A 15,084-nucleotide genomic window follows, 5' to 3' on the forward strand; every position below is an offset into this window, starting at 1 on the left:
GGCGCGGCTCGGCGTTCGGCAGCGGACTCCGAGCTGGACCCGACGACCTCCGGCACCGGCCTGTCCGGCCCGCCCCGTCGTGCCGGCGCGGGTTACTCGATAGCTGTCGAATCGACCTTTCCTATTGCCGTGGGGCGTCCACCCGGGACAGGATGACGAGGCGTGCGGGAAACCTCCTCGTAACCTGCACGCTGCTGGTCTCTGTCACAAGGAAGTGGGAGTCAGTCATGAGCGACGCGTCGACGGCGCTGGGTGTGCGCCTCTACCCGGACCTGGTCGAGCAAGGTGGTCTGGCCCCCGCGCTTATCGAAACCGCCGCCCGACACGGGCTCGATCTCGGCCGGGTCACCGCTCCCGAGCAGGGGCGGAGCCGATTCACCTGTGCCGAGCTGCAGTCCGGGCAGGGCGAGGTCTGCGTGAAGCTGGGATCGCAGGCCCGCTACTTCATGATCGACCTGCGGGTGGCCGGCGAGGTGCTGGCGCGCGGCGACGTGATGGACCTCTTGCAGGTCGCCACGGTGGCGGCGGCCTGGCAGGGCGGGCTGACCGTCACCGAGCTGACCGCCCGGTTCCCGTTCATGGAGGAGATCAAGCACCGCCCGGCGCCGGTGGCCCAGGTCGGCTGAGTCGGCTCCGCCACCCAGGGCGACAGCGCTGACCGCGGTGGCGACGGTGCCTCGGTGCCGACCCCACGGTCCGCGCGCAGCGCGGCAAGCTACGGAGTGGACGGTGAACGACAGTCGTCCGTTCAGCCGTTGGTGGTGCGCGCCTGCGCCGGCACCTGGAGGAGATCAAGGCAGTTGCGCCACAGCGTCTCCAGCTGGCTCGGATCGTTGAGCAGCTTCGCGAGCAGGACCCGCCCCTCGATCTGAGCGACGATCGATCGGGCGGCCTCCCGGCTGTCCACCCCGGAGCCCGCCAGGCCGCGTTCCTTGGCCTCGACCACTACCTGTTCGATCAGGCTGATCTGCTCCTCGAAGATCTCCTGGAGCCGGTCGCGGATCTCCTCGGCCTGGTTGCTGAGTTCGAGGGCGAGGTTGCCGAACAGGCAGCCGGCGACCACGCCGGCTTTCTGCTGGCCGACGCGCTGGACCTCCTCGGTGGCCTCGAACAGGTCCCGGAGCCGCTGTAGCGGGTCGCGCTCGCTGCCGAGCAACTGCTCCCACTGGCGGCGCTGGGTGACCCAGTGCTCGTCGATGACGGTGCGGGCGAGCGCCTGCTTGGACTCGAAGAAGTAGTAGAAGCTGCCCTTCGGCACGCCCGCCGCAGCGCAGATCTCGGCCACCCCGAGCGCCGTGTAGCCCCGCTGCTCGATGAGCGCGGCGGCCGCGCCGAGGATCTTGTTCCTCGCGTCACTGGTCCGTCCCATGCTTTGACGATACACGACCGGTCGGCTAGCTTTTAGTAGACCAGTCGTCTAGTAAAGGATTTCCTCATGAACAACAGTTCGGCACAGCGGGTCGTGGTGATCACCGGCGCCTCCCAGGGCATCGGCGCCGACCTCGTGGCCGCCTACCGCAAGCTCGGCTACGGCGTGGTGGCGACGTCACGCTCGATCGACGCGTCGCCCGACCCGGAGGTCGTCACGGTCCGGGGTGACATCGCCGAGGCCGACACCGCAGAGCGGGTGGTACGTGCCGCCCTGGACCGGTTCGGGCGGATCGACACCCTCGTGAACAACGCTGGCGTCTTCGTGGCCAAGCCGTTCACCGACTACACCGACGAGGACTTCAACCAGGTCACCGGGATCAACCTCGCCGGGTTCTTCCACCTCACCCAGCGCGTCATGCCCCACCTACTGACCAGCGGCAACGGCCACATCGTCAGCATCACGACAAGCTTCGTCGACCAGCCCAACTCGAACGTTCCGTCGGTGCTCGCGTCCCTGACCAAGGGTGGCCTCAGCTCCGCCACCAAGTCGCTGGCCATCGAGTACGCGACTCGCGGCGTACGGGTAAACGCCGTCGCGCCCGGCGTCATCAAGACCCCGATGCACCCGGTCGAGACGCACCAGACGCTCGCGGGCCTGCACCCGGTCGGCCGGATGGGCGACACCAGCGATGTGGTCGACGCCGTCCTCTACCTCGAGTCCGCCCCGTTCGTCACCGGCGAGATCCTGCACGTCGACGGTGGCCAGAACGCCGGTCACTGACGCCACCCGACACCGAGAAGGGAGCAGACCATGCCGATCGTGACCATCCAGATCACCCGCGAGGGCAGCACCGCTGGCGCGTCCGCGGCGACCGCCGAGGAGAAGGCCGCCCTCATCAAGGGCGTGAGCGAGCTGCTGCGCGACATCCTGAACAAGCCGTTGACCTCGACTTTCGTGGTGATCGACGAGGTCGAGACCGAGAACTGGGGGCGCGGCGGCCTCCCGGTCGACCAGTTCCGCAAACAGCAGGCCCCCGAGTAGGCAGCGGTTGCCCGCCGATCGGCCGGACAGGATCCGCACCGGTGGTGCGGATCCTGCCGATTGGCGGCCGTGACCAGGTCCGGGTCATTCGCACCAGCGAGCCGGACCGCGTGCGTCGCATGGCCTGACGGCGCTCACCGCCTCGCCGGGCCGTCGGAACTCTGCTGAGCCGTCGACGTCTCGACGAAGAACCGCCGCAGCGCGTCGGCGACCAGGGTGGGCGCGGTCATCGTCACGAAGTGGGACTGACCGGCCCAGACGACGTATCGGGCCGCCGGGATCGTTCGCGCGAGGGCGTTCATCGTGGTGGGCATCGGCTCCCAGGTGTCCGCGCCGGCGAGCAGCAGGGTCGGCACGGTGATCGAGGACCACCTGGTGATGTCCGTGCTGTCCCCGGCGAGGGCTTCGAGATCGTGCAGCCAGCCGAGCGCCGCCCGCCGCGCCTCGACCGGGTCGGGCGTCCGGCCGCCCGCCGCCGCCGCGAGAGCGGCGACGGTCTCCGCCGGGACCCGGGTCACCTCGTTCAACGCCGCTGCCATCGCCGCGGCGTCGTCGCGCTCGACCGCGGAACGGTAGCGCAGCAGCAGGGGTGCGATCTCCGCTCCGGCGGCGAAGAGCGGCGGCTCGAAGACGGCGAGCGAACGGATGCCGCGCGGATCGGTCGAGGCGGCGTGCAACGCCAGGGTCGCTCCGTAGGAGGCGCCGACCAGGTGGACAGTCCGACCGGTGGGCCGGCGGGCCGCCTCGATAATGGCGAGCAGGTCGGCGGCCTCGACGGTGAAGGATTTGACACCGGGCGGGACGTCGCTGGGGCCGTATCCGCGGCGGGCCGGCAGCCACACCTCATAGTCGCGGGCGAGCTGGTCGGCGACTGCGGCCCAGGAGTGCAGCCCACCACCCGAGCCGTGCACGAGGACGACGGGGTCGCCGGCGCCCAGGCGGCGGAGCACCAGGCGCGTCCCGTCGGGGGACTCGACGTACTGATCGTGGCTGTTCACTGCTGCTCCTGTTTTCCGGCCGGCCAGTTGCCGAGCGTCGTGTGGACCGCGTCGAGGATCGAGTGCCACGACGCGTCGACGGCGCGGGGATGCCCGAAACCGTCGACGGCTTCGAGGCTCGCGAAGCCGTGCAGGGTGCTGCGGACGAACCGCATCGCGTCGGTGAGCGCCGGCTCGTCGAGCCCGTAGCCGCGCAGCATCGCGTAGCTCAGCTCGATCAGGCGCAGGTGCCCGGCCGACCGCGTGCCGACCTCCGGCGGGAGTTGGAGCTGTGTCGCCGCGTACTGCCCCGGGTGTGCCGCGGCGAACGCGCGCCAGGCGTCGGCGAACCCGACGAGAGCCTGCTGGCCCGCTCGCCCGGCCACGGCGATGGCGAGGCGGTCGGCGAACGCGGTCGCCGCCCGGACCGCGACGTGCTCGATCAACGCGTCGCGACTGCGGACGTGCACGTACAGCGCGGCGTCCGAGACACCGAAGTGCCGGGCGACGGCAGCGACGGTCAACCGGGACAGGCCGACCGAGTCCGCCAACTCGGCAGCGGCGGCCGAAACGCGCGTGCTGGTCAGTCCCTGTCGTGGCACACCACACCTTTGTTCCACTAGGAAGAAACTTAGGATCCCTAAGATAGCACTCCGATCCGGCTGGTCCGCAGCACCGGGCGTGAACGGCCCGATCTGGGGAAGGCCGGCCCTTTCCCCGCCGAACAGGAGGCCCGGGATGCGAGCCGTCGTTTACGCCGACGTCCGGACCGTCGCCGTGCGGGAGGTGCCCGACGCGACGCTGGAGGCGGAGACCGACGCCCTCGTACGGATCACCTCCACCGCGCTGTGCGGCACCGACCTGCACATGTACGACGGGCGGACCGGCGCCAACCCCGGGCTCGTGCTCGGCCACGAACCACTGGGCGTGGTGCAGGAGGTGGGCCGGGCGGTGCAGACCGTGCGGCCGGGCAGCCGGGTGGTGATCCCCACGCACCTCTTCTGCGGGACGTGTGTGATGTGCGCCCGAGGGCTCTCGGCGGCCTGTCTGCGGGCGCGGGCGGAAGGGCCGGGCGCCGCGTACGGCTACGCCGGGATGGGCCCCTATCGGGGTGCCCAGGCCGACCTGCTGCGCGTGCCGTGGGCCGACGCCAACTGCGTGCCCCTGCCGGGTGAGCCGGGGGACGGGTACGAGGACGACTTCGTACTGCTTGCCGACGCGTTCGTCACGGGGTGGCACGCCGCCGCCACCCTCGCCGAAGTCGGGCCCGGGGACACGGTGGCCGTCTTCGGCGCCGGCACCATCGGCCTGCTCGGCGCCTACTCGGCGCTGCTGCGGGGTGCCCGGGTCGTCTACTGCGTCGACGGCGTCGAGGCTCGGCTCGACAAGGCCGGGGAGATCGGCGCCGTACCTGTCGATTTCCGCCGGGGGGACCCGGTCGAGCAGATCCGCGCGGACCGGGCCCGGGTGGGGCTGCCGCTCGGCGAGGAGAAGTTGGGTGGCGTCGACAAGGTGATCGACGCGGTGGGGTTCCAGGCCCGCGACCGGGAACACCCGGAGCGGGAACGCCCCGACCAGGTCATCGCCGACGCCGCCCGGCTTGTCAATCCCACCGGTGCGATGGCGGTCGCGGGCGTCTATCCGGAGCGGGACCCGCGTCCCGGACCGGGCGCGGACGCCCACGAGGATCTCGTCGTGCCCTGGGGGACGCTGTTCGCCAAGGGCGTCGCCGTCCGGTTTGGCCGCACCCACGACCGCCGCTACACGGTGCTGCTGCGCGACCTGGTCGTCGCCGGTCGTGCGCGGCCCAGCGTCGTGGTGACCCACCACGGCACCCTGGCCGACGCCCCGGAGTTCTACCGTCGCTTCGACCGCCGGGACGACGGGGTGATCAAGGTGGTGCTGCGCCCGGCGTGACCGGACGCACCGCCGGCCCCGATCCTCCCTCAAGGGTCGTTGAGCCCCGGGTCCACCTCCTGGTGGCGGGCCCGGCGGGGATGATTGCCGCCGATCGCGGTGTTGTCTTCCATTTGACAACGTTGCCACCGACAGGCGAAGGTGCCCTGAGTGGCTGCGGAGGCGGCCGTGACGGGCGAATACTGTGTTTCGTCTATATTGCCGGATTGTTACTTTTTCAACAGCCTCCCGCCTTGCGGATGGCCCTCTGGCCGCAATACGTTGCCGTCAACAACAAAACCAAGTGAAGGTTCAACCTTCCGGAGGCAACCGATGACGTTGGCGAGGTGGTACGAGCGATGAGCAACGTGCCGACCCTCCTTGAGATGCGCTCTATCACCAAGGAGTTCCCCGGAGTCAAGGCCCTCTCCGACGTCAACCTGGTGGTGCGCGCCGGTGAGATCCATGCCATCTGCGGCGAGAACGGTGCGGGCAAGTCCACGCTGATGAAGGTCCTCAGCGGGGTCTACCCGTACGGCAGCTACGACGGCCAGATCGTCTACCAGGGTTCGGAGAGCAAGTTCTCCGACATCCGGGCCAGCGAGAACGCCGGAATCGTGATCATCCACCAGGAGCTCGCGCTCATCCCCGGCATGTCGATCGCGGAGAACATCTTCCTCGGCAACGAACCGCGTAAGCGGGGCGCGATCGACTGGAAGGCCGCGAACCGGATGGCGCTGGACCTGATGGCCCGGGTCGGCCTGGAGGAAGACCCGGACACCCTGATCAAGGACATCGGTGTCGGCAAGCAGCAGCTCGTGGAGATCGCCAAGGCGTTCGCCAAGGACGTGAAGCTGCTCATCCTGGACGAGCCGACGGCCGCGCTGAACGAGGCGGACTCCCGGCACCTGCTGGACCTGCTGCGCGGCTTCCGCTCCCGCGGCATCACCTCGATCATGATCTCGCACAAGCTGAACGAGATCGAGGCGATCGCCGACCAGATCACCATCCTGCGCGACGGCCGGACCGTGGAGACCCTCGACGTCAAGGCGGACGGGGTCGACGAGGACCGGATCGTGCGGGGCATGGTCGGCCGTGAGCTGAGCAGTCGCTTCCCGGACCACACCCCGAAGATCGGTGAGGTCTTCTTCGAGGTCCGCGACTGGAACGTCCGGCACCCGATCTCCGCCGACCGTCAGGTCTGCAAGAACGAGAGCTTCGTGGTGCGCCGCGGCGAGATCGTCGGCTTCGCCGGCCTGATGGGCGCGGGCCGCACCGAACTCGCGATGAGTGTCTTCGGCCGCTCCTACGGGGTGTACGAGTCGGGCACCATCATCAAGGACGGCAAGGAGATCGTCCTGAAGTCGGTCGCGGACGCGATCGACAACGGGCTCGCGTACGTCAGCGAGGACCGCAAGGCGCTCGGCCTCAACCTGCTCGACGACATCAAGACGTCGACGGTGGCCGCCAAGCTGTCCAAGATCACGCACCACGGCGTGCTGAACGAGGTCGAGGAGTACCAGGCGGCCGAGGCGTACCGCAAGGAGTTGCGGACCAAGGCCCCGACGGTCGACGAGGGTGTCTCCAAGCTCTCCGGCGGCAACCAGCAGAAGGTCGTCCTGGCCAAGTGGATGTTCACCGACCCGGACCTGCTGATCCTCGACGAGCCGACACGCGGCATCGACGTGGGCGCCAAGTACGAGATCTACGGCATCATCCAGCGGCTCGCCGACCAGGGGAAGGGCGTCGTCGTCATCTCCTCGGAGCTGCCTGAGCTGATCGGGCTCTGCGACCGCATCTACACCGTGTTCGAGGGCGCCATCACGGGCGAGATCGCTCGGGCGGACGCCACTCCGGAAAACCTCATGAAGCAGATGACCTCGACGAAGAAGTTGGCCACCCGATGAGTCGTATCAAGGATCTTCAGAAGAACCTGTTTGGAGGTACGACCTCCAACGCCCGCCAGTTCGGGATGATCTTCACCCTGGTGGCGATCGTCCTGATCTTCCAGGTCTGGACCAACGGGCTGACGCTGCGGTCGGACAACCTGATCGCGCTGTTCCAGCAGAACTCCTACATCCTGATCCTGGCCATCGGCATGCTCATGGTGATCGTCGCCGGGCACATCGACCTCTCGGTCGGCTCGGTCGCGGCATTCACCGGCATCCTGGTCGCCAAGTCGATGACCGAGTGGGATCTGCCCTGGCCCGCCGCCATCGTGTTCGGTCTCGCCATCGGCGCGGTGATCGGCGCCTGGCAGGGCTTCTGGGTGGCGTACATCGGGGTACCGGCGTTCATCGTGACCCTGGCCGGCATGCTGCTGTTCCGCGGTGGCAACCAGTTCATCGGCAACGCGCAGAGCATTCCGGTGCCGGAGGGCTTCCGCGAGATCGGCTCGGGCTTCCTGCCCGAGTTCGGCCCGAACACCGGCTACAACAACGCCACGCTGCTGCTCGGCCTGGCCGCGGCGGTGGCCGTGGTGTGGCGCGAGATCCAGGCCCGCAACACCCGGCGGGCCATGGACGCCGACCCGGCGCCCATGTGGATCTCGATCCTGCGGATGGCCGTCATGGTCGGCGTGATCGCCTTCGCGGCGCTGCGCTTCGCCAGCGGTCGCGTCGGCACCAGCTTCCCGATCTCCGGCATCATCCTGGTGGCGCTGGTCATCGCGTACTCCTTCTACACCCGCAACACGGCCGGCGGCCGGCACATCTACGCGGTGGGCGGCAACTCCCGGGCGGCCGAGTTGTCCGGCGTGAAGCTCAAGCGGGTCAACTTCTTCGTCATGATGAACATGTCCGTCCTGGCCGCGCTGGCCGGCATGATCTTCGTGGCCCGCTCGCAGGCGTCCGGCCCGCAGGACGGCAACGGCTGGGAACTGGACGCCATCGCCGCGGTCTTCATCGGCGGCGCGGCGGTCGCCGGCGGCATCGGCACCATCAGCGGCTCGATCGTCGGCGGTCTCGTCATGGCCGTGCTCAACAACGGCCTCCAGCTGCAAGGCGTGGGCACCGACAAGGTCCAGATCATCAAGGGTCTGGTCCTGCTGCTGGCCGTCGCGATCGATGTCTACAACAAGAGCCAGGGGCGGTTCTCCATTATCGGGAGCCTGATGCGGCCATTCCGCCGCGACGACTCCGCCACGCCCGCCTCACCGCCGGACGCGGAGCGCAAGCCCGCCAAGGCAGCGGTGTCCGGCTGACGGTCACCGACCCCACCACCCCGCTACACATCCAGAAAGGCAAGTCCTCACCATGCGTAAATTCTTCGGCACGTCGGTGGTCGCCATCAGCGCCGCCGCCATGCTGGCCCTCGCCGGCTGCGGTTCCGGCCGTGACGGCGACTCCGGCTCCAGCGGCGACGCCGCCAAGGGCTTCGCGGCCAACTCCCTGATCGGTGTGGCCCTCCCGGCCAAGACCTCGGAGAACTGGGTCCTCGCCGGTGACCTGTTCACCAACGGCCTCAAGGAGGCCGGTTTCCAGGCTGACGTGCAGTACGCCGGCGCGTCGACCACCGTCGCCGACCAGCAGGCGCAGATCACCGCCATGACCACCAAGGGCGCCAAGGTCATCGTCATCGGCGCGACCGACGCCGCGCAGCTGGCGACCCAGGTCGCCGCGGCGCACGCCGCCGGCGCCAAGGTGATCGCGTACGACCGGCTGATCACCAACACGCCGGACCTCGACTACTACGTCGCGTTCGACAACTTCAAGGTCGGCCAGCTCCAGGGCCAGGCCCTGCTGGACGGCATGAAGGCCAAGAAGCCGAACGGCCCGTACAACATCGAGCTGTTCTCCGGCTCGCCGGACGACAACAACGCGGGCGTCTTCTTCAACGGCGCGATGGACGTGCTCAAGCCGGAGATCGACAAGGGCAACGTCGTCGTCGCCTCGGGTCAGAAGGACGTCAAGCAGACCGCCATCCAGGGCTGGAAGGCCGAGGGTGCGCAGGCCCGCATGGACCAGCTGCTGACCTCGACCTACGGCAACAAGGAGCTGGACGGCGTCCTCTCCCCGAACGACACGCTGGCCCGCGCCATCCTGACCTCGGTCAAGGGTGCCGGCAAGCCGATCCCGGTCGTCACCGGTCAGGACTCCGAGGTCGAGTCGGTCAAGTCGATCGTCAAGGGTGAGCAGTACATGACGATCAACAAGGACACCCGCAACCTGGTGAAGGAGACCATCAACATGGTCAAGGCTCTCCAGGCCGGTGACAAGCCGCAGGTGAACGACACCGAGTCGTACAACAACGGCAGCAAGGTCGTCGACACGTTCCTGCTCCCGCCGGTCGCCGTCACCAAGGCGAACGTGGTCGAGGCGTACGCCTCCGACCCGAAGCTCGCGCCGCTCACCAAGTAATCACCGCAGGTAGGTAGCAACGCCGATGGGTCCCGGGTCTCCTCTTCCGGGACCCATCGTCGTCCTGACAGTTCCGTACCACCCGGCGCCGATCCGGAAGGAGGTCTGACCGTGGCAACACCCGTCCGGTCCAGGCCTGCCGGCGTCGGCCGCCACACCGAACCCCCGCTGCCGTCGGTCCCCGGTGCCAGCCAGGAGGAGATCCGGCGGCAGAACCTCGGCGCGGTACTGCGCTACGTCCATGTGCACGGGCCGACGTCCCGGGCCGAACTGACCAGCCGGCTCGGCCTCAACCGGAGCACCATCGGCGCCCTCGCGGCCGACCTGGTCGCCAGCGGCCTGGTCACCGAGGAGGCACCGACCACCGTCCGCCGCGCCGGCCGACCCTCCCTGGTGGTCAGTCCCCGCTTCGACCGGGTGTACGCGCACGCGTTGAGCATCGACGCGGACCGGCTACGCGCCGCTCGGGTCGGCCTCGGCGGGCAGATCCTCGACCGGCGGGAGATCCCGCGACCCCGCGGCCTGTCGGCGGTCGACGCCGTCGGACCCCTCGCCGACCTGGTCCGGGACATGGAACGGTCGGTGACCACCGACGCGCTGCTTGTCGGCGGCGCCGCCGCGGTCACCGACACCACCCGTGACCCGGACGGCCGGATCCGGATCGCCAGCCTCGACGAGACGCTCGGGGTCGCACTCGAGGCGGAGTTCCGCGGCGGCCCCGGGTTCGTGGCCGGTGACCTGGCCGACATCGCCGGCCTGGCCGAGCACGTCCGCGGCGTGGCGGTGGGCACCGACGACGTCATCTATTTGCACGGCGACCTCGGCATCAGCGCCGGCATCATCGTCGGCGGCCGAATGATGATCGGCCACCGCGGGCACAGCGGCAAGGTCGGCCACATGGTCGTCAACCCGAACGGCCTGCCCTGCGGCTGCGGCTCCCGCGGCTGTTGGGAGACCGAGATCTCCGAAGCGGCGTTGTTGCGGCACGCGGGCCGCGATCCGAGCGACCGCGCGGCGGTGGCCGAGGTGCTGCGCGCGGCGGCGGACGGCGACCGCACCGCCCGTGCCGCCGTCGAGCAGGTCGCCGGGTGGCTCGGCTTCGGCGTGGCCAACCTGGTGAACGTGGTCAACCCGGACGCCGTGGTGTTCGGGGGGTCGCTTCGCGACATCTTCACCGCCGGGGCCGACGTGGTCCGCGAGCGGCTGGCCACCATGCCGCTGCCGGCCTCCCGTGAGCACCTACGGCTGCGCGCGGCGGCCCTCGGCGGCGACGCCGTCCTGATCGGTGCCGCCGAGCTGGCGTTCGACAAACTCCTTGTCGACCCGCTCAACGTCGGCGTCGTCGGCCAGGCCGCGAGCACCGAGCCCGCGTAGCCGCGACGCCACGTCAGGGAGCCAACACCTCCTCCACCACGCTGCTCCCACTGCCCGCCCGGGACTCCCACGACCAGGTCTCGTGCAGCCGGACCCGGCCGTCGGGCAGCACCGAAACCTCCGAGACGCAGTGCCCCGACGACGTCTGACCGTCGGTGTTGAGCTGGACGTACCGGAAGTCCAGTCGGTCGCCCGTACGGGTGCCGACCAGGTGGCCGCGTCGGATGGACCCGCCGGCGTACTCGGCCCACACCTCGCCGGCCCGTTCGTGGTACGCGAACACGGTCAGCGTGCCCACCTCGCCGGCCACCACGTCCGTCACGGACCGGAAACGCCGACCGTCCAAGGAGATCGTCATCTGCCGAACCTAGACGAGACAGCGTTCCCGTATCGCCTACCGTATGTTGTACGGTAGCGGCGGTTTGGTGCCTGCGGGAGGGAAGCACTGTGACGACGAGAGACGACGCGATAGTGGTCGAAGGGCTGCGGAAGCGATATCGGGATCGCTATGCGCTGGACGGCTTCGACCTGCGGGTGCGGCAGGGCACGGTGTGCGGCCTGCTCGGCCCGAACGGGGCCGGCAAGACCACCTCGGTACGGATCCTGTCCACCCTGCTACGACTGGACGAGGGCCGCGCCGAGGTCGCCGGGTACGACGTGACCCGCCACCCCGACCAGGTTCGGTACCGCATCGGGCTGGTGGGGCAGAATCCCGCGCTCGACGAGGCACTGAGCGGCCGGCAGAACCTCGTGCTCTTCGGCCGGCTGTTCCACCTCGGTCGCCGCCGGGCCCGGCAGCGGGCGGGCGAGCTGCTGGAACGCTTCGGTCTCGCCGACGCAGCGGACCGGCCGGTCAGCACGTACTCGGGGGGCATGCGCCGTCGGCTCGACCTGGCCGCCGGCATGATCCTGGCTCCCGCGGTCCTCTTCCTCGACGAACCCACCACCGGGCTGGACCCGCGTGGCCGCAACGAGGTGTGGGAGTCGGTCCGGGAGTTGGTGCGCGCCGGCACCACAGTGCTGCTCACCACGCAGCAGCTGGACGAGGCCGACCAGCTCGCCGACCGGATCTCGGTGGTCGAGGCCGGCCGGGTGATCGCCGAGGGGACTCCGGAGGACCTCAAGACCCAGCTCGGCGGCGATCGGATCGAGGTGGTCGTCGCGGACCAGGCCGATCTCGCCACCGCTGTCGCCCAGGTGCGCCGGGTGACCGACCGCGAGCCGACGGTCGACGTGGACCGGCGGATGGTGAGCGTCCGGGTCGGTCACCAGGCCGGTGCGCTCGTTGACGTGTTGCGGGCGCTCGACGCCGGGAACGTCCCGGTGGCGGACGTCGCGCTGCGCCGTCCCACCCTGGACGACGTGTTCCTGCACCTCACCGGGCACCGGACCCGGACGGCCGAGGAGGTGGCGGCATGAGCGCGACGAGCATGCCGGCCCCGGCGGTGGACCTGACGCCCGGCCGGCCCACCCTCCTGACCGACAGCGGCACCCTGATCTGGCGCGGCCTGGTCCGGTGGCAACGTGATCCTGGCCCGCTGATCGCCTCGCTCGGCTTCAACATCCTGATCGTGCTGATGTTCGCCTACCTGTTCGGTGGCGCGTTGCAGGTGCCCGGCGGCGGCAGCTACCGGGAGTTCCTGATGCCCGGCATGTACGTGATGACCATGGTGTTCGGCATCAGCCTCACCACGATCGCCGTCGCCGAGGACCTGGAGCGCGGGGTGACCGACCGGCTCCGGTCGATGCCCGTCTCACCGCTGGCCCCGCTGGTGGCCCGGGCCGTCGCCGACATGCTGTTCGCAGTGGTCACCCTCGCGGTCCTGTTGTTGACCGGTCTCGCGATCGGCTGGCGGGCGCATGGTGGGGTCGGTGCCACGCTCGCGGCGGTGGGACTGATCCTGCTGCTGCGCTTCGCCCTGGTCTGGGTCGGCATCTTCCTCGGGCTGGTCACCCGCGGGCAGACGGCCGTGGTGGCCGTGCAGACCCTGGAGTTTCCGCTCGGATTCCTCTCCAACGCGTTCGTCGCACCGTCCACAATGCCCGCGTGGCTCGGTGCGGTGGCCGCCTGGAACCCGCTGTCGGCGACCGTCGGCACGGCCCGCGAACTGTTCGGCAACCCCGGTTGGGGTGGTGACTCCTGGGCGGCGCAGCACTACCCGTGGCTGGCGGTGCTCTGGCCGGTCGTCCTGGTCGCGGTCTTCCTGCCACTCTCGGTCGTCCACTACCGGCGGCTGGCCCGCTGACCCGCTCGACGACCGCGCCCCCGGTGGTCGAGCCACCGGGGGCGCGGGTCCGTCAGCCGGCCGGCCGGAGCACCCGGCCGGGGCCGGCGGCGTTGTCGGCGGCGGCCTGGCTGCGCTGCGTCCCGGTGACGCAGACGTCGTCGCCGATGAACGCCTCGCGCCACACGTAGCCGGCGACGCAGGTGTGCGGCCCGTACGGTCCGCTGACCCAGCGGCTCGCGGCGACCGCGTTGTCCGCAAGCACCTGGGAGCGGGTCGTGCCGCTGACGCAGACGTAGTCGGACTGGTCGGCGTCGCGCCAGACGTACCCGCTGACGCAGGTGTTCGGGCCGGACACCAGTCGGGCCGGGTTGCGCCGGGACGCGGCGGCGGCGTTGTCGGCGGCGGCCTGGCTGCGCTGCGTCCCGGTGACGCAGACGTCGTCCCCGGCGTACGCCTCGCGCCACACGTAGCCGGCGACGCAGGTGTGCGGGCCGTACGGGCCGTTCACCCAGCGGCTCGCCGCGGCGGCGTTGTCCGCCCACACCTGGCTGCGGGTCGCGCCCGTGACACAGACGAGGTCGCCGGCTCGGGCCTCGCGCCAGACGTACCCCTGGAGGCAGCGGTTGACCACGTCGGTTGTCACTGTCACCGACGCGGCGTTGCCGGAGAGCCAGTTCACGCCGATCTGCACGCCGTTGGCGTTGAGTGACTGGGCCGGCCCACCGCCGGGTCCGGTGCGCAGCAGGGTGGGAGTGCCGTTGCGGACCTCGTGCAGCAGCACCGTGTCGGCGGGGATGGCGGCGCTCCAGCCGGTCTTCCGGCGGAACTCGACTGTGTAGTAGTGGAACAGGTCTGCCGGGTCGAACGGGATGCGGATCAGTTGCGGGCCGCTCGCGGCGGGCACCTCAAGCGGGGCCAGGGTGAGGGCGCGCGAGCCGACGCCGTCGGCGGCCATGGTGAAGATCCGGTTCTTCGGCAGCCAGCCCAGCTCGTCGCGGTGCGGCCCGTTGAGCCCGACGGCACTGGTGCCGTAGTTGGCGGTGTTGAACGCGTAGATGTGCATGGCGCTCATCTCGTCCCACGGGTCGTCGTACTCGCCCGGTTGGGACCACGACGCGTTCTGGTAGGTGGTGTCGTTGGAGAACGAGTGGCCCAGGTTGTAGCCGTGCAGCATCTCGTGCGCGGCGAAGCCGACGTTCCACGCACCCGGGTCGAGCAGCACCCGGCCGCCGGCCGCGCCGGAATCCACCCAGTCGTTGAGCATGACCGCGATCCGGTTGCCGGCGGGCACCGCGTAGCCGGCCGCCGCCGCCGTGTCCACGCAGCGCTGGGTCCGGGTCCACCTGTCGATCGACTGGAACTGCGCCAGGGTGTACGGCATCGGGTACCAGCCCCGGACCACCGAGCCGGCAAGCGAGACCCGACCGCCGGACTGGTCGGCGAGATAGTCCGCCACGCCACCGGTGCCGACCCCGGCCGCGGTGAGGAAGTTGGCGAAGTGCGACGGCGGTTGTGGCTCCGCCGGCTTGTCGCTGAACTTGCACAGCAGCACCGACCAGGCTGTCGCGTTGCGGATCGGGCTGGCCGTCGCCGGGGCGGCCGGCAACGCCACAGCGCCCAGCACGGCGCAGCCGAGCGCCACGGCCGACGCGGCGATCCGACGGAGGATTCTGGACTTCACGCGCGCTCCCATCCCTGTGGCCCGGCCAACCCGGGCCCGGAGCCCACATCGGAGCACTGGGGGTGACTGAAGAGGCACGTTGAGTCGCGTTGGCGACGGGCCGGAATCCGACTCGGCCGGCCGGGGGAGCGGGTCGGGTGCTCGCCGAGGCCCCCGC

At 70.1% G+C, this 15,084-nt stretch carries 15 protein-coding genes; 10 read left to right on the forward strand and 5 right to left on the reverse strand.

The genetic code is table 11. The features are described 5' to 3' along the window. The first annotated feature begins 227 nt into the window (after window positions 1-227). Window positions 228-626, forward strand: a complete 399-nt coding sequence (locus AB0B86_RS21090; protein ID WP_357419483.1) for a hypothetical protein — start codon at window positions 228-230, stop codon at window positions 624-626. Window positions 627-748: 122 nt separating this feature from the next. Here AB0B86_RS21090 and AB0B86_RS21095 read toward each other — a convergent pair whose 3' ends face one another. Continuing rightward, on the reverse strand, window positions 749-1,369 hold the full coding sequence (locus AB0B86_RS21095; protein WP_357404370.1) for a TetR/AcrR family transcriptional regulator: 621 nt from the start codon (window positions 1,367-1,369) through the stop codon (window positions 749-751). 66 nt (window positions 1,370-1,435) lie between these two features. Here AB0B86_RS21095 and AB0B86_RS21100 point away from each other — a divergent pair, with 66 nt between their 5' ends. Both AB0B86_RS21100 and AB0B86_RS21105 read left to right on the forward strand, forming a co-directional pair. Beyond that, a complete protein-coding gene (locus AB0B86_RS21100; RefSeq protein ID WP_357404368.1) occupies window positions 1,436-2,152 on the forward strand; it encodes an SDR family oxidoreductase in 717 nt (238 codons plus the stop codon). Between the two features lie 30 nt (window positions 2,153-2,182). Continuing rightward, window positions 2,183-2,413, forward strand: a complete 231-nt coding sequence (locus AB0B86_RS21105; protein ID WP_357404366.1) for a 4-oxalocrotonate tautomerase family protein — start codon at window positions 2,183-2,185, stop codon at window positions 2,411-2,413. A gap of 134 nt (window positions 2,414-2,547) precedes the next feature. On the opposite strand, the gene AB0B86_RS21110 is transcribed toward AB0B86_RS21105, so the two are convergent. Both AB0B86_RS21110 and AB0B86_RS21115 read right to left on the reverse strand, forming a co-directional pair. After that, window positions 2,548-3,411: an alpha/beta hydrolase gene (locus AB0B86_RS21110; protein ID WP_357404364.1), complete on the reverse strand. Its 864-nt coding sequence runs from the start codon at window positions 3,409-3,411 to the stop codon at window positions 2,548-2,550. Next, entirely contained in the window at window positions 3,408-3,992 is a 585-nt protein-coding gene (locus tag AB0B86_RS21115; protein WP_357419486.1) for a TetR/AcrR family transcriptional regulator, read from the reverse strand. The genes AB0B86_RS21110 and AB0B86_RS21115 overlap by 4 nt, the downstream gene beginning before the upstream one ends. Window positions 3,993-4,128: 136 nt before the next feature. On the opposite strand from AB0B86_RS21115, the gene AB0B86_RS21120 reads away from it, so the two are divergent. From AB0B86_RS21120 to AB0B86_RS21140, 5 genes are all read left to right on the forward strand, one after another. Then, window positions 4,129-5,307: a glutathione-independent formaldehyde dehydrogenase gene (locus AB0B86_RS21120; protein WP_357419489.1), complete on the forward strand. Its 1,179-nt coding sequence runs from the start codon at window positions 4,129-4,131 to the stop codon at window positions 5,305-5,307. A gap of 338 nt (window positions 5,308-5,645) precedes the next feature. After that, complete coding sequence (gene mmsA, locus AB0B86_RS21125) at window positions 5,646-7,193, forward strand: multiple monosaccharide ABC transporter ATP-binding protein (RefSeq protein ID WP_357404357.1); 1,548 nt, start codon at window positions 5,646-5,648, stop codon at window positions 7,191-7,193. Then, the gene (gene mmsB / locus AB0B86_RS21130; RefSeq protein ID WP_357404355.1) at window positions 7,190-8,488 is read left to right on the forward strand and encodes a multiple monosaccharide ABC transporter permease; all 1,299 of its coding nucleotides are present in this window, start codon (window positions 7,190-7,192) and stop codon (window positions 8,486-8,488) included. The genes mmsA and mmsB overlap by 4 nt, the downstream gene beginning before the upstream one ends. 52 nt (window positions 8,489-8,540) lie before the next feature. Next, the gene (locus AB0B86_RS21135; RefSeq protein WP_357404353.1) at window positions 8,541-9,644 is read left to right on the forward strand and encodes a sugar-binding protein; all 1,104 of its coding nucleotides are present in this window, start codon (window positions 8,541-8,543) and stop codon (window positions 9,642-9,644) included. Window positions 9,645-9,812: 168 nt separating this feature from the next. Beyond that, window positions 9,813-11,018 (forward strand): ROK family transcriptional regulator, encoded by a 1,206-nt coding sequence (locus tag AB0B86_RS21140; RefSeq protein ID WP_357404536.1) that lies wholly within the window; start codon window positions 9,813-9,815, stop codon window positions 11,016-11,018. 13 nt (window positions 11,019-11,031) lie between these two features. Here the strand turns inward: AB0B86_RS21140 and AB0B86_RS21145 are convergent, their stop codons facing one another. Further along, window positions 11,032-11,376 carry a hypothetical protein gene (locus tag AB0B86_RS21145; RefSeq protein ID WP_357404351.1) on the reverse strand — a complete coding sequence of 115 codons (345 nt, stop codon included), beginning with the start codon at window positions 11,374-11,376 and terminating at the stop codon, window positions 11,032-11,034. 89 nt (window positions 11,377-11,465) lie between these two features. Here AB0B86_RS21145 and AB0B86_RS21150 point away from each other — a divergent pair, with 89 nt between their 5' ends. Both AB0B86_RS21150 and AB0B86_RS21155 read left to right on the forward strand, forming a co-directional pair. After that, the gene (locus AB0B86_RS21150) at window positions 11,466-12,437 is read left to right on the forward strand and encodes an ATP-binding cassette domain-containing protein (RefSeq protein ID WP_357404349.1); all 972 of its coding nucleotides are present in this window, start codon (window positions 11,466-11,468) and stop codon (window positions 12,435-12,437) included. Beyond that, entirely contained in the window at window positions 12,434-13,264 is an 831-nt protein-coding gene (locus tag AB0B86_RS21155) for an ABC transporter permease (protein ID WP_357404347.1), read from the forward strand. The genes AB0B86_RS21150 and AB0B86_RS21155 overlap by 4 nt, the downstream gene beginning before the upstream one ends. 52 nt (window positions 13,265-13,316) lie before the next feature. On the opposite strand, the gene AB0B86_RS21160 is transcribed toward AB0B86_RS21155, so the two are convergent. Next, window positions 13,317-14,927: a hypothetical protein gene (locus AB0B86_RS21160; protein ID WP_357404345.1), complete on the reverse strand. Its 1,611-nt coding sequence runs from the start codon at window positions 14,925-14,927 to the stop codon at window positions 13,317-13,319. Window positions 14,928-15,084 lie beyond the last annotated feature (157 nt).

The sequence above is a fragment of the Micromonospora sp. NPDC049047 genome (assembly GCF_040649135.1).
Taxonomy (GTDB): domain Bacteria; phylum Actinomycetota; class Actinomycetes; order Mycobacteriales; family Micromonosporaceae; genus Micromonospora.